The 22,741-nt window shown below is 74.3% G+C and carries 20 protein-coding genes; 8 read left to right on the top strand and 12 right to left on the bottom strand.

Translation table 11 applies throughout. From position 1 onward, the window contains the following. The first annotated feature begins 53 nt into the window (after positions 1–53). The 6 genes from SM577_RS24870 (at position 54) to SM577_RS24895 (ending at position 6,424) form a co-directional block, all read left to right on the top strand. Positions 54–2,975, top strand: coding sequence for an AfsR/SARP family transcriptional regulator (locus SM577_RS24870; RefSeq protein WP_474588101.1), 2,922 nt, complete (start codon positions 54–56; stop codon positions 2,973–2,975). A gap of 65 nt (positions 2,976–3,040) precedes the next feature. Further along, complete coding sequence (locus SM577_RS24875; protein WP_302920126.1) at positions 3,041–3,277, top strand: hypothetical protein; 237 nt, start codon at positions 3,041–3,043, stop codon at positions 3,275–3,277. 70 nt (positions 3,278–3,347) lie between these two features. Continuing rightward, the gene (locus SM577_RS24880; RefSeq protein ID WP_302920127.1) at positions 3,348–3,830 is read left to right on the top strand and encodes a thioredoxin domain-containing protein; all 483 of its coding nucleotides are present in this window, start codon (positions 3,348–3,350) and stop codon (positions 3,828–3,830) included. A 3-nt stretch (positions 3,831–3,833) separates the two neighbouring features. Continuing rightward, positions 3,834–5,612 (top strand): ABC transporter ATP-binding protein, encoded by a 1,779-nt coding sequence (locus tag SM577_RS24885; protein ID WP_474588102.1) that lies wholly within the window; start codon positions 3,834–3,836, stop codon positions 5,610–5,612. Continuing rightward, positions 5,609–5,920 carry a S24/S26 family peptidase gene (locus SM577_RS24890; RefSeq protein ID WP_474581314.1) on the top strand — a complete coding sequence of 104 codons (312 nt, stop codon included), beginning with the start codon at positions 5,609–5,611 and terminating at the stop codon, positions 5,918–5,920. Before SM577_RS24885 ends, SM577_RS24890 begins: the two co-directional genes overlap by 4 nt. Positions 5,921–5,923: 3 nt before the next feature. Next, positions 5,924–6,424 (top strand): MauE/DoxX family redox-associated membrane protein, encoded by a 501-nt coding sequence (locus SM577_RS24895; RefSeq protein ID WP_302920130.1) that lies wholly within the window; start codon positions 5,924–5,926, stop codon positions 6,422–6,424. Here the strand turns inward: SM577_RS24895 and SM577_RS24900 are convergent. Further along, positions 6,394–7,728 carry a DJ-1/PfpI family protein gene (locus SM577_RS24900; RefSeq protein WP_474588103.1) on the bottom strand — a complete coding sequence of 445 codons (1,335 nt, stop codon included), beginning with the start codon at positions 7,726–7,728 and terminating at the stop codon, positions 6,394–6,396. The genes SM577_RS24895 and SM577_RS24900 overlap by 31 nt on opposite strands. A gap of 59 nt (positions 7,729–7,787) precedes the next feature. After that, positions 7,788–8,210, bottom strand: a complete 423-nt coding sequence (locus tag SM577_RS24905) for a hypothetical protein (protein ID WP_474581312.1) — start codon at positions 8,208–8,210, stop codon at positions 7,788–7,790. Between the two features lie 123 nt (positions 8,211–8,333). Between SM577_RS24905 and SM577_RS24910 the strand changes: the two genes are divergently transcribed. Next, on the top strand, positions 8,334–9,341 hold the full coding sequence (locus SM577_RS24910; protein ID WP_474588104.1) for a GlxA family transcriptional regulator: 1,008 nt from the start codon (positions 8,334–8,336) through the stop codon (positions 9,339–9,341). 67 nt (positions 9,342–9,408) lie between these two features. On the opposite strand, the gene SM577_RS24915 is transcribed toward SM577_RS24910, so the two are convergent. Together SM577_RS24915 and SM577_RS24920 are read right to left on the bottom strand one after the other, a co-directional pair. After that, positions 9,409–9,996, bottom strand: coding sequence for a dihydrofolate reductase family protein (locus SM577_RS24915; protein WP_474581310.1), 588 nt, complete (start codon positions 9,994–9,996; stop codon positions 9,409–9,411). A 28-nt stretch (positions 9,997–10,024) separates the two neighbouring features. Continuing rightward, positions 10,025–10,648 (bottom strand): dihydrofolate reductase family protein, encoded by a 624-nt coding sequence (locus SM577_RS24920; RefSeq protein ID WP_302920135.1) that lies wholly within the window; start codon positions 10,646–10,648, stop codon positions 10,025–10,027. Between the two features lie 226 nt (positions 10,649–10,874). Here SM577_RS24920 and SM577_RS24925 point away from each other — a divergent pair, with 226 nt between their 5' ends. Then, complete coding sequence (locus SM577_RS24925) at positions 10,875–11,933, top strand: ArsR/SmtB family transcription factor (protein ID WP_302920136.1); 1,059 nt, start codon at positions 10,875–10,877, stop codon at positions 11,931–11,933. A gap of 37 nt (positions 11,934–11,970) precedes the next feature. Here SM577_RS24925 and SM577_RS24930 read toward each other — a convergent pair whose 3' ends face one another. From SM577_RS24930 to SM577_RS24965, 8 genes are all read right to left on the bottom strand, one after another. Further along, positions 11,971–12,567 carry a MauE/DoxX family redox-associated membrane protein gene (locus tag SM577_RS24930; RefSeq protein WP_302920137.1) on the bottom strand — a complete coding sequence of 199 codons (597 nt, stop codon included), beginning with the start codon at positions 12,565–12,567 and terminating at the stop codon, positions 11,971–11,973. Between the two features lie 65 nt (positions 12,568–12,632). Next, a complete protein-coding gene (locus SM577_RS24935; RefSeq protein WP_302920138.1) occupies positions 12,633–13,070 on the bottom strand; it encodes a S26 family signal peptidase in 438 nt (145 codons plus the stop codon). Next, entirely contained in the window at positions 13,067–14,953 is a 1,887-nt protein-coding gene (locus tag SM577_RS24940; RefSeq protein ID WP_474588105.1) for an ABC transporter ATP-binding protein, read from the bottom strand. The genes SM577_RS24935 and SM577_RS24940 overlap by 4 nt, the downstream gene beginning before the upstream one ends. 2 nt (positions 14,954–14,955) lie before the next feature. Next, on the bottom strand, positions 14,956–15,528 hold the full coding sequence (locus SM577_RS24945; RefSeq protein ID WP_302920140.1) for a TlpA family protein disulfide reductase: 573 nt from the start codon (positions 15,526–15,528) through the stop codon (positions 14,956–14,958). 55 nt (positions 15,529–15,583) lie between these two features. Then, positions 15,584–18,394, bottom strand: coding sequence for an FtsX-like permease family protein (locus SM577_RS24950; RefSeq protein WP_474588106.1), 2,811 nt, complete (start codon positions 18,392–18,394; stop codon positions 15,584–15,586). 95 nt (positions 18,395–18,489) lie between these two features. After that, entirely contained in the window at positions 18,490–18,693 is a 204-nt protein-coding gene (locus SM577_RS24955; RefSeq protein ID WP_146228167.1) for a hypothetical protein, read from the bottom strand. A 104-nt stretch (positions 18,694–18,797) separates the two neighbouring features. Continuing rightward, positions 18,798–19,490 (bottom strand): ABC transporter ATP-binding protein, encoded by a 693-nt coding sequence (locus tag SM577_RS24960; protein ID WP_302920142.1) that lies wholly within the window; start codon positions 19,488–19,490, stop codon positions 18,798–18,800. Between the two features lie 314 nt (positions 19,491–19,804). Next, the gene (locus SM577_RS24965; RefSeq protein ID WP_474588107.1) at positions 19,805–22,690 is read right to left on the bottom strand and encodes a hypothetical protein; all 2,886 of its coding nucleotides are present in this window, start codon (positions 22,688–22,690) and stop codon (positions 19,805–19,807) included. Between the last annotated feature and the right edge of the window lie 51 nt (positions 22,691–22,741).

The raw sequence follows: 22,741 nt of genomic DNA on the forward strand, positions 1-22,741 counted from the left end.
AGCCGTCCTCCCGGCCCGAGCAGAACCGGCGGACAGCGCGCTAGCTTTGCGCGGTGCGTGGGTATCGGATCGGCATCCTCGGACGGATCGAGTTGAGCGTCAACGGGATTACGGTGTCCCTCGCCCCGCTGGAGCGGGCGTTCGTCGCGAGCCTGGCGGCCCACCAGGGACGCATCGTCTCCGTCGACCGCCTGGTCGACGGCCTCTGGCCGAACCACCCACCCGCGGGAGCGCGCAACCGGGTCCAGGCGATCGTCGCCGCCGTGCGCCGCCGTGCGACCCCGGAGCTGATCCTCACCCGGTCACCGGGCTACCAGTTGCCCGCCGCGGTGGTCGTGGACGCGGCGGAGTTCGCCGCCGACGTGCAGGCCGCCGCGGCCGCCACCGACGCCCGCTGCGCCGTGGAGCTGCTCGACCGGGCGCTGGCGCGCTGGCGCGACGACGCGTTCGTCGACGTCGACGCGAGGCTGGTCGACGTCGAGCGCGACCGCCTGCACGAGCTGCGCGAGCACGCGGTCGAGCTGCGCGTCGAGGCGCTGCTGTCGCTCGGCCTGCACCAGGAACTCGTGCCGGAACTGACCACGATGGTGCGGGACCGGCCGCTGCGGGAGCGGCTGCGCGGCCAGCTCATGGTGGCCCTGCACCGCAGCGGGCGGCAGGCGGAGGCGCTCGCCGTGTACCGGGCCGGGGCCCGGGTGCTCGCCGAGGAGCACGGCATCGACCCGGGGCCGCAGCTGCGGCAGCTGCACCGGGAGATCCTCGGCAGCGAGCAGGAGGCGTCCCCGCGCGCGTGGGTGCGGCCCAACCAGCTCCCGGGGGTCACCGGCGACTTCGTCGGGCGGGACAAGGAGCTCGGGCTGCTGCTGTCGTTGCTGGGGCGTACTCCACCGGCCGCCGGGGCCGCTCAGGTCGTCGTGGTGACCGGGCTCGCGGGAACCGGCAAGACCACCCTGGCGCTGCGCGCGGCGCACGAGAGCCGCCATCGCTTCCCGGCCGGGTGCCTCTACGCGGACCTGCGCGGCAACACCCCGGACCCGGCGCGGCCCGACACCGTGCTCGGCGCCTTCCTGCGCGCCCTCGGGGTGGCCGGCGAGGCCATCCCGGTGGCGGCCGAGGAACGGGCGGCGCTGTACCGGTCGGTGCTCGCCGACCAGCCGATGCTGGTGATGCTGGACAGCGCGGCGGACGCGGCGCAGGTGCGCCCGCTGCTGCCGCCCGGTGGCAGCACCGCCCTCATCACCAGCACGTCGGCTTTGCCCGGGCTGCCGGGCACCGAGGTCGTCCCGCTCGACGTCCTGCCGATCGACGACGGCCTGGACCTGCTGGCCGGGCTCGCCGGCGTGGAGCGGATCAACCGGGAGGCCGCGGCGGCCGCCGACGTGGTGGAGCTGTGCGGTCGCCTGCCGCTGGCGTTGCGCATCGCCGGCGTACGGCTGGCCGAACGGGAGGCGATGCCCGTGGCGCGGCTGCGCGACCGGCTCCGCGACGAGCGGCGCCGCCTCGACGAACTGTCGCTCGACGGGCTCGACGTGCGCAGCAGCTTCACCGTCGGGTTCGAGCGGTTGCCGCCGCCCGCCGCGCGGCTGCTCGGGGTGCTCAGCCGGACGTCGCTGGGCAGCTTCGGCATGTGGGACGAGACCACCGAGCCGCTGCTGGAGCAGCTGTGCCGGGCCCACCTGCTGACCGCCGACCCCACCGGCCGGGTACGCATGCACGACCTGGTCCGGCTGCACGCCCGGGAGCGCACCGACGTCGCCGTCGACCAGGTGGTCGCCTGGTACGAGCGGCTGCACGCGTACGCCGAACGCGCCGACGCGTCGCTGCCCTGCAAGGCCCTGCCGGTCGCCGACACGGTGTCCCCGATGGACGCCTGGGACGCCGTCGACTGGTTCGAGGCGGAGCGGGAGAACCTGGTCGCGGCGGTGCGGGACCTGCTGGGCCTGGACGCGGTCGACCTGGCGGGGCGGTTGGCCTGCACGATGGGCAACTTCGCGATGATGCGCAGCCAACACCTGCCCGAGCTGGTCGACTGTCTGCGCGCCGTGCTCGACCGCCACGCCGAGCTGCCGTCGGCGACCCGGATGTCGCTGCGGCTGCACCTGGGCACGGCGTACCGGTCGCTGAACCGGCACGCCGAAGCCGTGCCGCTGCTGCGCGCCGCGCAGCGGGCCGGTCGCGGGCGGTGGGTGGCGCACCGCCTCGTCGCCCTGCAGGGCTACTCGCTGTGCTGCCGCCACCTCGGCAGGTTGCGGGAGGCGGACGCCGCGCTGCTGGTGATGGTGCGGCTGTGCGCCGCGCACTGGCCGGTCGGCCGCGTCGGCGGGCACGTGCTGTTGGCTCTCGGCATGCAGCACGGGCAGTACCGGCTCACCTCCCCGTTCGCCCTCGACGCCTGCGCCGCGGCCCTGCGGGTCTTCGTCGACGACGGCGACCTGTGGGGCGAGGCGCTCGCGCGGGAGACCATCGGGCTGCTGCACCGGCACGCCGAGCAGTGGCCGCCGGCCGTGGAGCAGCTCCGGCAGGCGGTGGCCGCCGCGCGCCGGCTCGGCGACCGGATGAGCGTGACCACGGCCGAGCAGGCGCTGGCCGCGACGCACCTCGCGGCCGGCGACGGCGAGGCGGCACGGCGGCTGCTGCGGCGTACGGTGCTGGCGTTCCACGAGCTGCGCCACGAGTGGGGCGAGGCGATCTCCCGGCGGCTGCTCGGCAAGGCGCACCTCGAGGAGGGCGACGCGGGCCGGGCGGTGGTGGAGCTGGAGCGTTCGGTGGCGATGCTGCGCGGCGTCGGGCAGCCGTTCCCGCTGGCGAACTCGCTGCACCTGCTCGCGCGGGCGCAGGCCACCCTCGGCAGGCACGACCGGGCCGTCGCGCTGGGCGAGGAGGCGCTGCGGATCTTCGAGCACTTCGACTCCGCGTACGTCGACGACCTGCGCGAATCGCTGACGCGTTGGCGGAGCGCAGCCGGCGCGCAGTAGGAGCGCAGGGCGCGCGCAGCGGCACCCGGCACAGTGATGGCAGTCACCCACCAAGGAGGTCTGCCATGACCAAGCTCATCAACCGCGTCGGCGACGCGATGCTCAGCAAGGTGCTCGGCCGCGAGGTGGCCGGCGCCTGCGTGCCGGAGCACGGCCAGTCGTGCTGCGCGGTCTCCAACGGCTACTGCTCGGGCGGTTCGTACTTCCGCTACTACCGGCGGAGCACCCTGTCCTGCACCGGCGTGTGCTCGGTCACGACGTCGTCGCCGATCTGCTACACCAGGAAGGTCGGCGTCTGCTGACCTGGCTCTTCCCCGGGGGTCGCGCCGTCGGCGCGACCCCCACCCCCCGCCGACTCGCTGAGGAGTTCCCATGCCGGGTTTCGCCTACGCCGCCATCGCCGTGATCGGGGCGGTCGCCGTGCTCAACCTCGTCCTGACCCTGGCCCTCGCCCGGCGGCTCCGGGAGACGCAGACCGCCACCGCCCACGACGGCGGGGCCGCCCCCGAGGTGCTGCCCGCCCCGGGCCTGGAGGTCACCGGCTTCCCGCACGTCGACCTGACCGCCGGCCGGCGCACGGTGGTCATGCTGACCCCCACCTGTCCACCGTGCCAGACGCTCCTGGACACCCTCACCGCCGACGCCCGGCGCTACCGCCACGACACCTTCGTGTTCATGATCGGCATGCCGGAGGACACGGTGGAGATGGCGCCCCGCCTGGCCGACTTCGACACGGCGACCATCAACGAGGACCAGGCCGAGAAGGAGTTCGGGGTCAAGGGCTTCCCCGCCGTGCTGTCGGTCGTCGACGGCGTCGTCGTCAACTCCAGCCACCAGCTCCCGGTCCTGGCCTGAGCCGTGGCCACGCTGCGAGCCGCCCTGCGACTGGGCTGCGCGGACCGCGGGGCGCTCGCCGCCACGGTCGCCCTCGTCGTCATCGGCGCGGCGCCCCCGATCGGCGTCGCGTGGTTCACGAAGCTGCTCTTCGACGAGGTCGGCAGGGGCCGCTCGGCCGACCCGGCGACCGCCACCTGGTACGCCGTGGCGATCGCCGTCCTGGGCGCGCTGGCGGCGATCGCCAGCCGGGTGTCCGGTTACTTCACCACGGCCCTGCAGAACGCGATCACGATCGCCGCCGACGTGCGGCTGTACCGGAAACTGAACACCTTCGTCGGGCTGGGCCCGTTCGAGCAGCCGGCCCTGCGCGACCGGCTGGCGCTGGCCCAGCAGGCCGCCACCCAGGCGCCGTACGTGGTCGTCATGTTCGCTGTCGACGTGGCCCAGAACGTCGTCACCATCGGCGGCTTCGCCGTGATCCTGACCTCCCTCTGGCCGCCGGCCGGGCTGCTCCTGCTCGCCGTGGCGGTGCCCGACTTCCTCATCCAACTGCGGCTGTCCCGGCGGGCGGCGCGGGCCGTGGAGGACAGCGCCAGCCTGTTCCGGGCCCGGTTCCTGTTCCAGAACGTGCTGACCGACCTGCGCGCCGCCCGGGAGGTGCGCCTCTACCAGCTCGGCCGGTTCTTCCACGACCGGCTCACCGGCGCGGTGCGGGCCGCCGCCCGGATCGAGCTGGCCGCCGCGCGGCACGCCACGGTGGTGCAGACCTGCTGGGCGCTGGCCGGCGCCGCGGTGACCCTCACCGCCACCGTGGTCGCGGTGAACGCCGCGGTCCGCGGCCGGCTCAGCCTCGGCGACCTCACCCTGCTGCTGGCCGCGTTCGCCGCGGCGCACAGCGGCCTGGCCGGCATCGCCGCTCAGCTCGGCGAGGCCGGCACGGCCACCCGGCTGTTCCGGCACTACGTCGCCGTTCTCGACAGTCCCGCCGACCTGGTCGACGGGACCCGGCCGGCACCGCCGCTGCGCACCGCCATCAGGTTCGAGGACGTGTGGTTCCGCTACGACGAGGGCGGTCCCTGGATCCTGCGGGGCGTCGACCTGACGATCACCGCCGGTGAGGCGGTCGGGCTCGTCGGCCTCAACGGCGCCGGCAAGAGCACCCTCGTCAAGCTGCTCTGCCGGTTCTACGACCCGGACCGCGGCCGGATCACCTGGGACGGGGTGGACCTGCGCGAGCTGCGGGTGGAGACGCTGCGCCAGCGGATGGGCGCGGTGTTCCAGGACTTCATGTGCTACGACCTCACCGCCGAGGAGAACGTCGGCATCGGCCGGCTGCCGCACACGACCGGGCAGGTCGAGGAGGCCGCCGCCCGCGCCGAGATCCACGACCGCCTGCGGGCCCTCCCTCACGGCTACGCCACGTTGCTCAGCCGTACCTTCGCCGACCAGGACGGCGAGCCCGGCGTGACGCTCTCCGGCGGGCAGTGGCAGCGGGTCGCGCTCGCCCGGTCGCTGATGCGCGCCGACGCCGACCTGCTCATCCTGGACGAGCCCAGTTCCGGGCTGGACGCCGACGCCGAGGCCCGCGTGCACGCGTCGCTGGCCCGGATCCGCCAGGGCCGCACCGGGCTGCTGATCTCCCACCGGCTGAGCACCCTGCGCGACGCGCAGCGCATCGTCGTGCTGGACGCCGGACGCGTCGTCGAGTCGGGCGGGCACGCCGAGCTGATGGCGGCCGACGGCGAGTACGCCCGGCTGTTCCGCCTCCAGGCCGACGGCTACCAACTGGCGGCGTCATGACCGGCTGGCTGCGCCGCCGCTGGCGCCTGGTGGTGGTACACGGGCAGAGCATGGCGCCGACGCTGCGCGACGGCGACCGGCTCGTGGTGCGCGTCGGGCGGACACCGGCCGCCGGTGACCTCGTCGTCTTCCGGGCCCGCGACGTCGTCCCCACCTCGGACCTGACGTGGATGGTCAAACGCGTCCACCGGGTCGATCCGGACGGCGCCGTGACGGTGCGCGGCGACAACCCCCACAGCCAGGACTCGCGGCACTTCGGGGCGGTGCCACGCGAGGCGATCCTCGGCGTGGCCAGAGGGAGGCGATGACAGGTGTACGTCGAGATCGGGTGCCGGGTGCTGCTCGGCGCGGTCCTGCTGGCGGCGGCGGTCGGCAAGGTCTCCGGGCGGGCCGCCTTCCGCGAGTTCGCGCGCTCGGTGCGCGACCTGGGCTACCGGCCGGCCGGCCCGCTCGCCGCGGCCGTGGTCGCCGCCGAGTTCGGCACCGTCGCCCTGCTGGCGGTGTTCCCGCTGGCCGGCTTCCTCTCCGGTGCCGCCCTGCTGCTCGCCTTCACCGTCGCCATCGCGGCGAACCTGCGGCGGGGTGGCGGCACCTGCCGCTGCTTCGGCCGCACCGCCACGCCGCTGGGCCGCCAGCACGTGTGGCGCAACGCTTTCCTCATCGGCTCCGCCGTGGTCGGCGCGCTCGCCCCGGCCGGGCCGGTGAGCCCGGCCGGGGCGGGCCTGGCCGTCGCCGGCGCGCTGGTCGCCGCCGCGCTGGTCGTCATGATGGACGAGGTCCGCTACCTGTTCGGCGCGCCCAGCCGAACGTGACCGCCGAGTCGTCGTCGGACCCGGCCGAGCAGGATCACCGCGGCCGCGCCGACGCCGGCCAGCAGCAGCGGCGCCGCGGTGAGACGCCACGGCCACCGAGGGCCGCCCAGCCCCTGGTCCGGCACCGGGTACTGGAGGGACTTGGCGACCCAGCGGGCGGTGGCGACGTCGTAGGTGTCGGCGATGTCGCGCAGTGCCCCGTCGACGGGGAACTCGTCGGCACGGTGCAGCGGGTGCACGGGGATCGACGTGTCGCCGAGGCCGGCGGGGCCGCCGGTGGGCACCAGCACCCGGTCGAAGCCGGGCTCCGCCGGGTTCCAGCCGGAGCGGGGCAGGAACGTCAGGCCGTGCCGGGAACGGACGGCCCGACCGTCGACGCTGAACGCCTCGAGGCGGGCCAGGTAGGACAGCTCGGTGTAGGGACGGAAGGCGGCGGCCAGTTCGATCTCGCCCACGCCGTCGGCCAGCAGCACGCCGGTCGTCGGCCGGTTCCACCGGTAGGCGGCGCTCAACAGCGCCACCAGGTCGCGCGGCGCCGGACGCGCACCGGCGATGGCGACCGGCTCGCCGGGTCGGTAACCGGACCAGCGCAGCTCCCGGGACACCCGCTCGGCCTCCGCCGCACCGACGAGGCGCTCCACGACGCGGAGCGCGCCGTCGATGCCGGAGAGCACCCCGGCGGTGCTGACGACGTCGCCGTCGTCGACGAACCGGACACCCTCGGTCCACCGCACGTCCCGGTGGCTGCGGCGTAGCCCGATCAGCTTGAGCCAGTGCGAGGTGGCCGGCCGGCCGTCGAGGAGCCCGGCGTCGGCGAGCACCTCGGCGCCCACGCACACGCTCAGCAGGAGCGGGGCGCCCTGCCGGCGCTGCGCACGCAGCCACCGCACCACGTCGGACGTGGGGCCGTGCAGCTGCGGCACGACGATGACGTCGGGCGGCCCGGCCATCCGGGCGGCCAGTTGGGCGAAGCTCAGGTCGGGCACGAGGTCGAGGCCGCCGGTCAGGGTGACCGGGTCGGGCGTCGGCGCCACGGTCACCACGTTGAACCGGCCGGTCGCCGCGAACACCTCGTACGGGGCGAGGGTGTCGGCGACGTTGGCGCCCGCCGAGCCGAGCACGATGGCCACCGTGGGCCGGCCCGGATCCAGCACGGGTGCCGACCACGCGGGCGGGGCGACGCCGGAGACGCGGTCGGGGTAGACCTCGTCGGTCGCCCGCCGGACGCCCAGCGCCCCGACGGCGGCGGGCACGACGAGCGCCGCCACCGCGACGACCAGGATCCGGACGATCCTTCTCCGCATGGCCACAGCTCCTCGCTGGACGGTCTGGTGTGGGTGCGGCCGGCCGGGGCCGCCCGGGGTCAGCAGCGGACGAGGTGGTGGCGATGGCGCAGGAGCACGACCAGCATGGCGGCCAGCATGAGGACGTGGACGGCGATCATGAACGTCATCGATCCGACGACCCCGGCCCACACGAGCGGCACCAGCGCGACGGGCAGGTACATGGCCGCGCACATCTCGAGCGTCGCCGGCCAGGGGTGGCGGCGCACGCGCATCCAGACGGCCATGCCGATCGCCATGTCGGTCGCCATCAACAGGTACGCGGCGCCGGGACGCTCGGCGAACGCGACGGTGAGTCCGACGGACGAGCGGAGGACGCCGAGCACCGTCATGCCGACGGTCATCGCGACGACCATCTCGACGTAGTGGCGGACCAGCGGGCGTACGACGCGCGCGGATCCGAGGCGGCGGTGCGCCGGCCGGGCGGGGTCGGTGGTTGCCATGAGGCCACCGTGCGCGGCGGGCCGCCGTCGCGGCGACAACCGGCCGGCGGTTGGTCCGAATACTTGGGCTGGCTGTCCTACGGACATGTCGCCTGCGGGCGGCGCGGCCCGTAGCGTGGCACCGTGGGGACCACACGTCGCGTCCTGGTCGTCGGCTATCCCGCGGCCGAACTGCTCGACATCGCCTGCGTGACGGCGTCCCTGCAGATGGCCAACTACCTGCGGCGACGTGCGATCTACGGGCTCCGGCTGGCCTCGCCCGGCGGCGCGCCGATCCGCACCGCGGCCGGGCTGGTGCTGAACGCCGAGATCGCGCTCGAGCGGGCTCGGGGGCCGTTGGACACGCTCGTCGTCTCCGGCGGGATCGGCTACGTGGACGCGATGCGGGACGAGCGCCTCGTCGCCCACGTCCGTCGCCTCGGTCGGGAGGCGCGCCGGGTCGCGTCGGTCTGCACCGGCGCCGGCGTGCTGGCCGCCGCCGGTCTGCTCGACGGACGGCGGGTGGCGACGCACTGGCACCACGCGGCGTACCTCCAGCGGCGGTTTCCGCACGTGGAGTTCGACAGCGATCCGATCTTCATCGCCGAGGGCGACGTGTGCACCTCGGCGGGGGTGACCGCGGCGCTGGACCTCACTCTGGCGTTCATCGAGGCCGACGAGGGCCCGGCGCTGGCCAGGGACGTGTCGCGTCACCTGGTGACCTACCTGCAACGGCCCGGCAACCAGGCGCAGATGAGCATGTTCACGGCACCGCCGGCGGTCCGGCACTCGCTGGTGCGGGAGACCGTCTCGCACATCTCGTCGCACCTGCACGAGGACCTCTCCGCGGCCACGTTGGCCCGGCGCGCCGGGGTCAGTGAGCGGCACCTCGCCCGGCTGTTCCACCGGGAGATCGGGCTGACACCGGGCCGGTTCGTGCGGCGGGCCCGGGTGGAGGCGGCCGCGCACCTGCTCACCGGTACCGACCTGACGGTGGAGGCGATAGCGGGCCGCTGCGGTTTCGGGACCGTCGAGGCGCTGCGCCAGGCGTTCGTCGGCGCCTACGGCGTCTCACCGTCGCACTACCGCGCCACCCAGTCCACGTCCACCGACCGCACGGACACCGCGACGTCGGGTCCGGCGTCCCCGTAGGACGTCGTCCGTGCCGCGGCCGGGGCGGGCGCGCCCCGGCCCGCCACGCCGGGGTCGCGCTCCCGGGTCACTCGTGCGTCGGTGCCGCCGTCCCGGGCGGGCCCGCGAGCACCGTGGGGACGTACTCCAGCAGCTGGAGCCGGCCGTCGAACGTCCGGGTGGCGACCGTCTCGAGGGCCACGTCGGGCCATCCGTCGTAGATCCGGTCCCGACCGGAGTTGCCGGTGACCACCGGAAAGACGACCACCCGGAAGCGGTCGACCAGCCCGGCCCCGATCAGCGACCGGCACAGGGTGAGGCTGCCGATGGTGCGCATCGGGGTCGCGCCGTCCGCCTTCATCGACCGCACGGTCTCGACCGGGTCGGTGTCGACCACCCGCGAGTTGGCCCACGACAGCGGCGCCCGCAACGTCGACGAGAACACGACCTTGGGTCTGGCGGTCAGGTCCGCGAGGCCGGCGTCGTCGGAGCCGGCGGCGAACCCGGACATCAGCCGGTAGGTGTTCGCCCCCATCAGGACGGTGTACTCCGCGTCGGCCTCCCGACCGAGCCATTCGAGGTACTCGGGCCCTTCGAGGCCCCAGAACCCCGGCCAGCCCTCGGCGGCGCCGTAACCGTCCAGTGAGGTGATGAAGTCGACCATCAGGTCTGACACGTCGGTCTCCCTTCGCGACACAACGGGATCAGCGCACGACGCCGTACCGCACGTGGACGGCGTACGGCGAGTTGTGCACCGAGAGGATCTGGAGATCGATGTCGCGGTCGAAGCCCTCGAAGAGCCGCTTCCCGCGGCCGAGGACGACCGGAGCGGTGGTGATGCCGAGTTCGTCGACCACCCCCGCCCCGAGCGCCTGGCGGATGATGTCGGCGCCCCCGCCGATGGCGACGCCGCCCTCACCCGCCGCTCGCCGGGCCTCCGCCAGCGCCTCCTCGAACCCGTCGACCATGACGAAACCGGTGCTCGGGTCGGGCTGGTCGGCGGTGCGGTGGGTGAGCACGACCATGGTGCCGCCGAACGGGTTCCGGCCGCCCCAGGCGCCGGCGCTGTCGTACATGCCCCGGCCGCACAGGCCGGCGCTCGTCCCCTCGAGCAGCGCGTCGTAGTAGGCACGGTCCGCGTCGGTCATCCCGGCGCCGGGCTCGCGCTCCGTCTCGTAGGTCCACGGGCCGCCCATGACCCAGTAGTGCAGCCGCTCGCCGCCGACGCCGAGCCCCTGGCCCGCACGATCGTCGGGACCGGTGACGTAGCCGTCCAGGGACACCGTGATGGCGGCCTTCACCGGGCCTCGCCGCTCGGTGGTGCTCATGGTTCCTCCTCTGGTGATGTCGGAGATGTCGGGCGTGCCGGGGACGGCCGAGCGCTGGCCCCCGGCCCGCCTCGTCGAGCTTGGGTCAGCGCGCGGCACGGAGCCATTGATTCGAGGTCCCTGTAATTGTCACGGTGGTGCCGGCCCGCGACGGCGGTTCACGCCCGGCCGCGCGACGTGGCGCTCGACGCCGCACGCCGGCCCGCCGCTGAGGCAGACTGGCCGGGTGGTGCTGCGCATTGCGATGACCGCCGACACCCTGGGCCGGTCGAGGTTCGCGGCCTCCCCGGTGCACGAGGTGATCGACACCGTACGGCTGCGCGAGCACCACCCGGCGCCCCATGCCCGCACCTGGTACCGCCGCGCACGGGAGCGGATGCCCGGGCGGCTCCGGGAGGTCCTCGAAGCGCTCGTGCCGATCGACCACGACTACAGCCCGGACTTCCTGAGCCCGGTGCCGACGCGCGGGGCACCTGTCGAGGCGATGGTCGAGCAGATCGCGAGCACGCCCCCCGAGGTGGTCGAGCACCACCTCGACATCGGACTACGCGGCCGGCCCGTCCGCGCCGACGTGGCGGGACTCTTCGCCACCCGCACCGAGTACGAGCAGTGGCGACGGCCCGCCCCGGCGGTGCTGGACGACCTGGTGCGGCGCGGTCCCCGGGTGGTGGCGGCGGTGGCCGCCGAAGCGATCGGGACCTTCTTCGACGTCGCCGTGCGGGAGGACTGGCCAGCGGTCCGCGGCGTGCTCGACGCGGACATCCGGCGCCGTGGCGACCTGTCGGCCGCCCGCGGTGCGGTGGCGATGCTCGAGTCGCTGGGGCCCGGGCTGTCCTGGCAGGAATCCGGCATCTCGCTCGACCGGCGCTACGACGGCACCATCGACTGGGCGCACGACGGGCTGCTGCTGGTACCGACCACCGCACACGTCGGCCCGGTGCGGATCGCGGCCGAGCGCCCGCTGACGCCGATGCTGGTGTACCGAGCCGACGACATCGCCCGGTTGTGGGCCCGGCGCCGCGACGACCCGGCACGTGCCGTGGCGGACCTGATCGGCGGCACCCGGGCGGCGCTGCTCACCGCCCTGACCGAGCCGAGGTCGACCGGAGAGCTCAGCCGGGAACTGCACTGGACGGAGCCCACCGTGTCGTATCACCTGCGGGTTCTCCTGGCCGCCGGACTGGTGGACCGCAACCGGCGCGGACGCCGGGTCCTGTACCAGCGCACACCCCTCGGATCGGCGCTGCTCGCCGCGCCGAAGGAGGCCAACGTCGCCCGGCGCTGACGGGCTCCGGGTGTGCGGCTCCGCGCACCGATGATCGCTAGCGTCGGCGGCGGGCCGGGGCCAGCGAGGTCGACGGCGTGGGCAGGAACAGCTCCAGCAGGTCGTCCAGGCGGATCAGGATCAGCGCACCGACCGATCCGGTTGCCACGCCGACCAGCACACCGGCCGCCGCCAGCGGATGCGTCCGCGCGACCAGGACCGTCACCAGGGCAGCCCCGGTCACCGCCAGCAGGAGTGCGTTGCGCACGACGTGCCGCCGACCGAGCGGCTGCTGGGTGGCCCCGAAACAGGCGCAGCGGGCCCCGGTGTCGCGGCGCACCGCGAGTACCACGCCGGTCGTGAGCACCGCCAGCAGCAGCAGGGTCAGGACGAGCACCAGCGTCGCGCCCGGCCGCGCGGCCGGCCAGCCGGTCGCCACCGCCAGCACCGACCAGCCGATGCCGAGCACGAGCCCCAGCTCGGCGATCGTGACCAGGACGGCCACCGGATCCACCAGCCGGGCGGGCAGCAGCGGCAGCGGTCGCAGCGAGTCGGCGAACGCGCGCAGGGCCGTCCGGCTGCGCGCCTTGCTCCAACTCGACGCCGCGAACACCCACCACAGGACCGCCAGCAGACCGACCGACACGTACGACATGAGCTCCTCCTCCAGCACCCGGCGCGGGCTCGCGCGGCGTGACACCTCCACCAGCGCCGGGCGGTTCACCGGTCCCGGCGCAGCTGTCGAACGACGACCCCCAGCAGCCGGTCGGCGGGGAAGAATCCGCGCTGGCGGGAGTCGAGGCTGCCGGCCGGATTGTCGCCCAGCAGCACCAGTTGCCCGGGAGGCACCCGGGTCCGGATCGGCCAGTGCTGGAAGGCGCACACCTCGACCGGAACCGGTTCGCCGGGCAGCGCCGCGACACGTTTGATCATCGGTCGGTCGGGCCGGTCCGGGACGCCGTCCCGATCGACCACCACGACGTCGCCGACCCGGACGGTGGCCGACCGCAGCCGGTCGACCAGGACCCGGTCGCCGTCCCGGTGGCCGGGTTCCATGCTGCGGCCCTCCACGGTGACCACCAGGAACCGCCGCCGGAGCCACCGGCCGACCAGCACGACGGCCAGCAGCGTCGCCGCCCCGCCGCACGCCAGGATCACTCCGCCCCCCGGTGCAGCGCGGGATCGGGCCCGCGGTAGCCGCTGGCCTGTCTGACGAACATCCGGGCGTACTGGGTGTCGGCGGCCAGCAGCTCGTGGTGCCGGCCGGACTCCGCCACCCGGCCGTCGCGCAGCACGACGATCAGGTCGGCGTCCCGGACCGCGCCGAGCCGGTGGGTGATCAGCAGGGTGGTCCGGCCGGCCCGGTGCGCCCGCATCGCCTGGTGGATCTCCGCCTCGGCGTCCGGGTCCAGGCCGGCACTGGGTTCGTCCAGGATCAGCAGGTCGCACCGGTCCCGCAGGAACGCCCGGGCCAGCGCGAGCCGCTGCCACTGCCCGCCGGACAGCGTCACGCCCACCCGTACCGTGTTGTTCTCCGCACCGCTCATGAAGGTCCGGCTGAGCAGCGTGTCGTAGCCGTGCGGCAGCGCGCTCAGGGTGTCGTGCACCCCGGCCAGCCGGGCCGCGGCCTCGATCCGCGACCGGTCCGGCAGGCTGTCCAGATCGCCGAGGCCGATGTTCTCCGCCCCGGTCAGGTCGTAGTGCATGTAGTCCTGGAACGTCACCCCGATCCGCCGGCGCAGCTCCGCCACCGGCACGTCCCGCAGGTCCACGCCGTCCCACCGGATCGTCCCCCGGGTCGGGTCGTAGAACCGGCAGAGCAACTTGACCAGCGTGCTCTTGCCGGCGCCGTTCGCGCCGACCACGGCGAGCGCCTCGCCGGACCGGATCCGCAGGGTCACCCCGCGCAGCACCCAGGGATGGTCGTCGCCGTACCGGAACCAGACGTCGTCGAACTCGATGCCGGTGCGCAACGGCGGCAGCGCGGCCGCCCGGTCCGGGACCGGCAGGTCGGGCGCGGCCCGGACCACCGCCTGGTAGTGGGTGAACAGCAGCAGGTTGTGGTGGGTGGCGGTGACGTCGGCGACCAGGCCGGCCAGGCCACCCTGGACGGCCGCGAGCGCCGCCACGAACATCGGCACGTCGCCGATGGTCAACCGGCCGCTGCCGGCCGCCTGCACCACCCAGACCAGCCCCGCCCCGGCGATACCCGCGCTCAGCAGGCCCAGCACGGTTTGTACCTGCGCCTCCCGCCGGTCCATCCGCCGGCGGGCCCGATCGGAGCGGCTCCGCTCGGTCAGCATCCGCTCCCGGAGGAAGTCGCCGATGCCGAAGATCCGGATCTCCTTCGCCGCCTGGAGGCTGGCCAGCAGGGTGCGGTAGAAGAACTCGCGCCGGTCGTACGGGCTCACCCGCAGTTCGGTCTCGGCGCGACGCCGGGACAACCACAGCTCGGCCAGCAGCACCGGCACCGCACCGAGGGTGACCGCCACCGCCATGGCCGGGCTGATCGTCAGGACGGAGCCGAGGAAGCCGGCCACCACGGCGACGCCGCGCAGCAGGTTGGCCGCGCCTCCGACGAGTTGTTCCGGGGTGCTCGCGCCGGCCTGCTGGGCGAGTTGGAGCCGGTCGAGGAAGCGCGGGTCCTCGAACCGGGCCAGTCCGGCGAAGCCGTTCACCGCGCGGTACAGCCGGTCCTGCGCGGTGCGGGCGATCCGCCGTCCCAACTCGGTGTGCAGGTATCGGAGCAGGTGCGGGGTCACCCCGACGACCAGGCTGGCGGCGGCCAGTCCCAGCGCCAGGCCGACCAGGTCCCCCGTTCCGGGCCGCTGGTCCACGATCCGGTCGAGGATCAGCTTGGTCAACCAGGCGATGGCGATCGGCAGGCCGCCGGAGACCAGGGTGAGCACCAGCACCGTCGCCAGCACGGGCGGCGAGGAGCGGGCGGCGAGCGCCGCGGCGGTGACACCGGCGCGCCACAGCGCTCCGGCCGCCGGCTTGCCGGCGTCGTCGCGGCGACGGCGGAAAGTCAGCCGGGCCACGGTCAGGAGGCGACCGGTCCGCTGACCGACCCCGCCGGCGCCTCGGCGGGTGGCAGTTGACGGAGATCGAACGAGCTGGCGACGATCCGGCTCTCCCGCACCAGGACGAACGCCGGGTAGCCGGTCAGCGAGAACGCCTCGCCCACCGGCCCGCCGACATCCTCCACCAGCACCGCGCCGCTGGGTCGCAACTCGCTGACCAGGGCGGCCGACTCGGCCGGATCGCCGACGACCACGGCCAGCACGGTCCAGCCGGCCGCGGCGTACGCGGGCGCGCCGGCCAGGAAGTCCGGCTTGCGTTCCCGGCAGGCCGGGCAGTGCACGGAGAAGAAGGCGATCAGGGCCGCGGCACCGACCGATTCCCGGGACACCCGGTCCCCGTCGACGGTCGTGGCGACGAACTCCCCCACCGTCGACCCGACCGGGCGGACCAGGTCCCGCTCCCCGGGCTCGTGCCGGGGCCGGTTGAGCAGTTCGGTGTGCTGGCGCAGCCGGCGGATCGCGCCGAACGACAGCAGCAGGTTGAACACGCACAGCACCGCCAGCACGACCACCGCGGCCACCAGGTACGACATCGTTCCTCCCCCGTAGGTCGATCCGGCCCTCGGCCGGTCATCCGGTCGAGCGTCCTCATTCATCGGTGAGCAGCGCGGCGGTCGGCAGCCGCCGGATCAGGATCGCCGGGACCAGTGCGGCGAGCACGGTCAGCAGCAACGCCGCCCCGGTCACGGCCAGCGCCAGCGCCGCCAGCCGGCCGTCCACCCGGCCCACCAGCAGGGCGGCCGAGCCCAGGCCGGCGGCGACCCCGAGGACGCAGCCGAGCGCCCCGACGCCGAGCGCCTCGTAGATCAGCAACCGGTTGAGCGCGGAATCCGGCCAGCCGACCGCCCGGAGCGTGGCGAGCTCGGCCGACCGTTCCCGCACGTTGAGGTAGAGCACGTCGGCCACGCCCAGCACGCCGAACAGCAGCACGCCGCCGACCGCCACCAGATCCACCCCGCGCACCTGCACGGAGACCGCCTGGCCGAGCAGCGAGCCGACCATGCCGTCGTTGAACGCCCAGAGCGCGGCGGCGATCAGGGTCACCGCGCCGACGCCGGCCGCGAGGCTCACCGCGCCGGCGACGGTGCGCGCCGGCGTCCGGACCAGGTTGGCCGCCGCCAGCCCGGCGACGGTCCGCGCCGCGGCCCGCCGGGCCGGCGCCGCGGTCGCCTGGAGCGCCTCGGCCGAGCGGGTACGAGCGGCCCGCAGTGCGGGCAGGGCGCTGGCCGCAGCGGTCAGCAACACCGCGATCGGCACGCACAGCAGGGTCACCGTGCCGGAGACCCGCACGTCGGCCAGTCGGGCGAGCGGGCCCGACAGCGCGGCGCCGAGCAGCCCGGCGGTCAGCCCCAGCGCCGTGGTCTCGGCGAGGATCAGCAGGCTCAGTCGCCAGCCGGGCCAGCCGACGCAGGCCAGGATGGCCAGCTCGCGGCGCCGGGCGCGGACCGCGGTGGACACCGCGTTACCGACCAGCAGCGCGCAGACCACCAGCAGCAGTCCGAGCAGCAGGACGTTCTTGCGGTCGACGGCGGTGACGATCTCGGCCGCCACGCCCTTGCGGGTGCGCGGCTCCGAGAGGGTGAGGTCGGGGCGGCCGAGCTGGCCGGCGGGCAGCAGGACCGGGGTGCGCACCGTCGAGCCGCCCAGCACGATCTCGACGGTCAGCCCGGTCTGCCGGACGATCTCGTCGGCCACCATCCGGACCCGTTCCCGGGCCACCTCGTCGAACCGGTCGATCCCGGCGACCCGGACCCGCACCGAGCTCAGCGGCGCGGCACTCGTCGGGGACCCGAGGCTCGCGTACAGCTCACCGGCCGCGGTCAGGGTGGTCAGCAGGCCCGGTGGACGGTGCGGGTAACCGAGCGGGTCGTCCCCGGGCAGCAGCGGGCGGTCGCCGAGCAGGCCCCGCGAGCGCGCGTCGGCGCCCGCCGGCGGGGCCGGCCGGTAGAGGTCGAGGGCCTGTTGCGCGGCCCGGGCGTCGACCGCGCCCGGCGCGAAGCTGCCCACCGGAGTGACCGTCCACTCCGACTGCCCGAGCAGGCTCACCGGGTCCGCCGTCCCGACGTCGCCCGCACCGAGCCAGGAGTCCCGCCACACGTCCTCGATCGTCGGGTCGGTCGAGTCCGATCCTGATCGGGGCAGCACCCGGGCGACCCCGTCGGGCTGCTGTGTGTAGGCCACCGGTCCGGGCCGGAGCAGGGCCAGGATGCCGGAGAGCGGGGCCTGCCCGGCCAGGGCGGTGTCGAGCCGGGCGCGGTAGAGCTGCGCCAGGTCGTGCCGGACCGCCCGCGGCGGTGTCCTCGCCGCGTCGCGCAGCAAGGGCCAGAGCGCCTCCGTCGCGGTGCCGGGCACCCGCTCGGCGGTGGAGCCGGTCAGCCGGGACACGGTGAGGTCGATCCGTTCGTCCAGGGCGAGGTCGTCGGCGGCCAGCACCGGCAGGGTCCGGCCGGCCGGACCGGCGGTGGGCAGCGGAGAGAGCTGGGTGAACGGAGGGGCCGGGGCGACGGCATCGGTGCCGGTCAGGTAGCGCCCCTGGCGGACCGCCCGGTCCAGGCCGACCAGACGCGCCTCGGCGGCCGGATCGATCCCGGCGACCAGCACCGGCACCACCGCCGGCAGCCGGACCTCCAGCCGCGCGGTGGCGGGAACGGCCGACGCGGGACGGCCGCTGGTGAACACGGAGGCCAGCCGGAAGGTGCCGTCCGCGAGCAACTGGTACGCCAGCACGTCGCTGACCCTGGTCCGCCGGGCGTCGGGGTCGAAGCTGCTCACCGCGGTCTGGCACACCTGCCGGCGGCGGCCGTCGGGCTGCACCTCCAGCGTGCCGCCGCCACCCGTGCCCGGGCACTCGGCGGCGGAGGTGGACTGGCTGATCCGGGTGCCGTCGGCGTAGACGTACACCCGCCCGCTCTGGTCGGCGAGCGGCACCAGGGGCCGCCGGGACACGTACACGTAGGTCGGTGCGGCGGTCAGCGTGCTCAGCCCCCGGTCCCCGCTGATCCGGGCGGCGATCTCGACGACCTGCCGCTCGGCCGACGGGTCGACCTGGTCGGTCACGTCCACCCGCAGGCCCGGACGGATGTCGGCGATCCCGAGGACCGCCAGCGGGGCGGCCACCTCGACGCCGGGGATCCGCTCGATCCGCCGCCACTGGTCCAGGCCGATGCCGCCGTAGGCAGCGGTGGGCCGGGTCTGGTCGAGCAGGCCGGCGGCCGGCGCCGACGGATGGACCAGGATGTCGTAGGACGGCCGGAACTGCCCGTCGACGGAACCGCGGGCGACCAGCCGGGAGGTGCTGGCGGCGCCGGTGAGCACGGTGAACCCGGTGGTCGCGACCAGCACGGCGGCGAACACCGCCAGGCTCCGGCCGGGGGTGTTCCGCAGCTGTGACCAGACCATCCGCAACATGGGTGGGGTCGTCTCCGCTCGGGCAGGGTGGTCGTCCGGCCGGATCGGGCCGGCCGGACGCCGTCATCGGTGCGGTCGTGGTCGGGTCAGCAGCGTGTCGAGGTGGTGCGGCAGTAGCCGCAGGTCGTGCCGATGCTGTCGCAGCCCCGGCAGCAGTCCCGCACCCGGCGCAGTCCGCCGCTGCACCCGCAGTACTCGGTCCAGCAGGTGCACGCGGCGGCCTGCGCGGTCACCTCCGGAACGAACATCCTGAGCACCCGGTCCGCCGCCGCTTCGAGCATTCGTACCATTTCCACTCCTTCTGATCGGACTGTCGATGACGTCGATGGACGATTTCCGTGTCGCGTCCGATTCCCGATCGCCTCACCCCCGTTTCCGCGCCGGTTCGCCGGCGCTAGACGATCCGTCCGTCGTGGATCCGGACGGTCCGGTCGCAGCGGTCCGCCAGCGCCGCCTCGTGGGTCGCCATGAGCAGGGTCATGCCGTGCTCGTCGCGGAGCCGCCAGAGCAGGTTGATGATCTCTTCGCCGGTGGCCGAGTCCAGGTTGCCGGTCGGTTCGTCGGCCAGCAGCAGCCGGGGCCGGCCGACCAGGGCCCGCGCGATCGCCACCCGCTGCTGCTGGCCGCCGGAGAGCTGGGCGGGCTGGGCCCGTTCCCGGCCGGCCAGCCCCACCTCGGCGAGCAGGCTCCGGGCCCGCTCGACCTTGTCGAAGCTGGTCCGGTACGGCAGCAGCGGCGCGAGGACGTTGTCCACCGCGGACAGCGCGGGGAGCAGGTGGAAGCGTTGGAAGACGAAGCCGACCCCCCGGCGGTAGCGGGCGAGCCGCCGGCCGGACAGGCCGGTCACCTCCACGTCGTCGACGTCGATGCGCCCCTCGTCGGCGCGCTCGATGGCACCGATCAGGTGCAGCAGGGTGGACTTGCCCGAACCGCTCGGGCCGGTCACCGCGACGGTGGCGCCGGCCGGCACCGCGAGGCTGATCCGGTCCGCGCCGACGATCGTCGCGTCACCCGAGCGGAACCGCTTGACCAGGCCGGTGACCCGGATCCCCGCGCCCCGCCCGGCCGGGCCGCCGCCGGCGCTCATCGGGCACCGGGCAGCGGCCGGGCGGTGATCGGCCCGGGTCTGGCGGAGGTCATGGCTGTCGGAGCGTGCGGACGCCGCGAACCCCGAAATGGAAGTCTCATCGCCCAGCCCCCGTATTGCTCGGCACGAAACAGGAAACTACATGACCGAACGTCAATTCATCAATCCACTGCGTGATCCGGCGGCGTCCGGCACCCCCACGTCGAGGGCGGCGGCGGACGGCGAGCACATTCCCGTCGGCGCGGCGGCCACGGGTGGCACTCCCCCAGCCGCCGGGCACGTCGGTGACGTGCCCGGCAGACCCGGGAGTGACGTCAGCGCCGGCCGGTGAGGCGGAAGGCGTCGAGGACGGTCTGCTCGACGGTGTTGCCGGCCGCGTCCCGCGCGCTGGCCCTGATGCTGACCGTGCCCGTGGTGTCGGTCAGCCTTGGGACCTGGTAGCCCGCGGTGTAGTCGCCGCCGCCCTTGGCGGTCGTCGAGAGCTGTTTCCAGGTGACCCCGCCATCGGTGCTGATGGACAGCGCGAGGCTCTTCACCGCCGGCGCCCCCGGTACCTGGTGGTACGCGCTGACCCGGAGCTGGTGGCGGCCGGGAGCGGTGACCGCGTCGCCGAGGTCCGCGCCAGCGTCGTACCGCAGGAACAGCAGCGGGTCGGCGTGGCAGGGGGTGCTCGTCCCCTCGGCGCAGGTGAACCCCTTCGGCGGCTCGTACCGGGTCGGCGCGGCGGACGTGAAGTTCCACGTCGTCGTGGTCCTGCCGGTCTCGGCCGTCAGCCGGTATCTCCGGGCTTCGGCGGGGAGCTCGTAGGTGGGACCCCACACGAGAGAACTGGCCTGGGGTAGTTCCCGGCCGTCGGCGTACATGCGCACGTTCTGCGGCTCGAAGACGTACGAGCCCATGATGTGGTTCGGCGCCGCCCCGGACACCAGGTTGGTGATCGGGTAGAACGTGTTGCCCTGCCGGCAGAAGGCACAGATTTCGGTGGACCAGGCGCCCTCCCACTTGCCGGGCTGGGTGCGGAAGACCTGGGGGGACAGTTCGGGCGCGCCGGGCACCAGCGGCCGGGCCGTCCATCGCGCGGTGTCCGGTCCCGCCCGGTCCACGACGTCGATGGTGCGGGCACCCGGCTGCCCCCCGGAGGGCTCGTAGAACTGGAGCCGAACCAGGTCGGGCGAGACCGGGCCGCGGTAGGTGGTGAACCGGACGCTGTCGGTGAGGTAGCTGTACGGCACCCCGGCCACGGCTGTCTCGTTCGGTCGGAAGGCCGAGTAGATCAGGCTGGCCGGCTGCGCCCGGGTGCCGTGCAGCGAGGTGTCCACCGTGGCGAGTTGCTTGTCGGTGACCTCGGTGTGCAGCGAGGCCGGGATCCGCCCCTCCTGGTAGATGTGCAGGGTGTAGACGTACGGGCTGACCGAGTCGTAGCCCGAGACGTCGATCTTCACCGGGCCGTGGCGCAGCAGGCCGCGCAGGTTCTCGGCCTCGCCCGCCGAGACGGCGGCGTACGGGATGTCGGCCACCTCCTGCGGGTAAAACCACCAGTCCGGCGGGACCGGCAGGGGGCAGGTCGTGGTGGGCCACGGCCCGCCGGTCGAGGTTGCGTCGACGAGTACCGCGACGGCACCCGCGGCCCGCGCTCGCATCAGCTGCGCCGGTCCGACGTTGCACTGCCCGCCGGCGGGCTTGTCGGCGTCGATCCGCAGCAGGACGATCTTCCCCTTGGCCGAGATCCGCTCGTAGTCCGCGGCCCGCCCGAGCCCGCCGTCGACCAGTTGGCGAGTCTGCCGGCCGCTGAACCGGACCACCTCGAAGCCGGGGCCGCGGTACCAGTCGGTCGGCAGCATGGGCTTCAGGGCGACCCGCTTGGGGGTGGTGACCGCCATGGTCACCATCGGCTTGCCGAGCACCCAGTTGGTCCCGAGGTGGAAGGTGCCGACCGTCACCGGAGGGCTGGGGATGGCCCAGAAAGTGGAGTTGCCGTACCCGGTGAAGCTCAGGGTGCCGCCGCCCTGGCCGTTGCTGAAGGTGCGGAAGGTGGTCCGGGAGGCGACGAACGTTTCGGTGGGGCGGGGGGTGCCGACCGTCAACTGGCGGGCGGCGTCGCCGTCGCGGGTGAGGGTGGTGTCGCCGGTGACGGTGAGCTCCGGCAGTTCCAGGTTGAGCTGCTGGTCCCGGCCGTCGAGCCGGAAGAGCGCGTGGCCGCCGGCCTCATAGGTGCCCGGCGGCACCTCGAACGTCGCCTCGAAGGTGGTGCACGGATCGCTGTCCAGGCAACGCGCGCTGACGGATTCGTATCCGGACCCGACCGCGTTCCCGGCGACCTGCGCCAGCAGGAAGCCGAACAGCGGGCAGATGGTCATGAGGCGGTCGCCGCAGTAGAAGGCGTCACCGTTCTTCCTCGTGTAGGTCTGGGTGACCCGGTACGTCGGTTGCCCGGTGTCGGTCTGCGGCTCGGCCTCGGTCGAGCGGAGCCCGGTGGGCCAGAGCGCCACCGCGTCGCCGCTGAGCTTCGGGGTGACCCGGTCGAACAGGTAGTCGCTCAGCTCGCCGACCCGGGTGTCGCCCTTGAAGCGGGCCCAGAACGCGGCGGCCTGGCCCGGTTCTACGCGCAGGTCGACAGTGCCGGATTCCGGGTGCTTCGCGGCCGTCGTCACGCCGGGCAGGCCCGACACCCGCTTGTCCAGCGCCGCGGCGTCCAGCCGGTCACCGTACTTGACGGTGACGCCGAGCGGGGTGTTCTCATCGCGCTCCACCTGGGTGGCGAGCCAGGCCACGTCGAAGATCTTCCGGTCGATGACACCGCCGGTGACCAACGCCTGCACGTCCCTCGGCAGCGCGTGCAGGCGGGTGTCCGTTCCACCCGGTCCGGTCCTGACCTCGACGTCGATGCTCGGCCGGGTGCCGTCGGCCCGCGCCGACGGGATGGCGGTGACGGTGTAGCGACCGCCGTCGCGGGTCAGCGTGACCTCGTCGCCGGTGATCAACGTGATCCGGTAGGTCGCCCGGGTCAGCCCGGGCAGCGCGACGGTCCGCAGCCCGTCGGCTGCCGCGGCGGCTCCGGCCGGTGCCGGAGCGGTCGGCTCGTCCGGGCGCGCGGCGGCGGCGCCGGCCGTACCGAGCAGGGTGAGCACCGCCGTGGCGGTGGCGAGCAGGCGTATCCGATGTCTCCTCCGCGGGCGGAGGTTGCTGGGTGAGGTGTTCACGAACGTCTCCTTGCGGCAGGTGAGCTGATGGCGGTGCGCGGCGTGGTACGG

This window comes from Micromonospora desertarenae, from assembly GCF_056150265.1.

Coding starts and splice junctions, on each gene's coding strand:
- SM577_RS24875 (WP_302920126.1), top strand. CDS start 3,041: ATGACCAAGCTCATCAACCGCGTCGGCGACGCGATGCTCAGCAAGGTG.
- SM577_RS24880 (WP_302920127.1), top strand. CDS start 3,348: ATGCCGGGTTTCGCCTACGCCGCCATCGCCGTGATCGGGGCGGTCGCC.
- SM577_RS24890 (WP_474581314.1), top strand. CDS start 5,609: ATGACCGGCTGGCTGCGCCGCCGCTGGCGCCTGGTGGTGGTACACGGG.
- SM577_RS24900 (WP_474588103.1), bottom strand. CDS start 7,728: ATGCGGAGAAGGATCGTCCGGATCCTGGTCGTCGCGGTGGCGGCGCTC.
- SM577_RS24905 (WP_474581312.1), bottom strand. CDS start 8,210: ATGGCAACCACCGACCCCGCCCGGCCGGCGCACCGCCGCCTCGGATCC.
- SM577_RS24920 (WP_302920135.1), bottom strand. CDS start 10,648: ATGAGCACCACCGAGCGGCGAGGCCCGGTGAAGGCCGCCATCACGGTG.
- SM577_RS24930 (WP_302920137.1), bottom strand. CDS start 12,567: ATGTCGTACGTGTCGGTCGGTCTGCTGGCGGTCCTGTGGTGGGTGTTC.
- SM577_RS24945 (WP_302920140.1), bottom strand. CDS start 15,528: ATGTCGTACCTGGTGGCCGCGGTGGTCGTGCTGGCGGTGCTGTGCGTG.
- SM577_RS24950 (WP_474588106.1), bottom strand. CDS start 18,394: ATGGTCTGGTCACAGCTGCGGAACACCCCCGGCCGGAGCCTGGCGGTG.
- SM577_RS24955 (WP_146228167.1), bottom strand. CDS start 18,693: ATGGTACGAATGCTCGAAGCGGCGGCGGACCGGGTGCTCAGGATGTTC.
- SM577_RS24960 (WP_302920142.1), bottom strand. CDS start 19,490: ATGAGCGCCGGCGGCGGCCCGGCCGGGCGGGGCGCGGGGATCCGGGTC.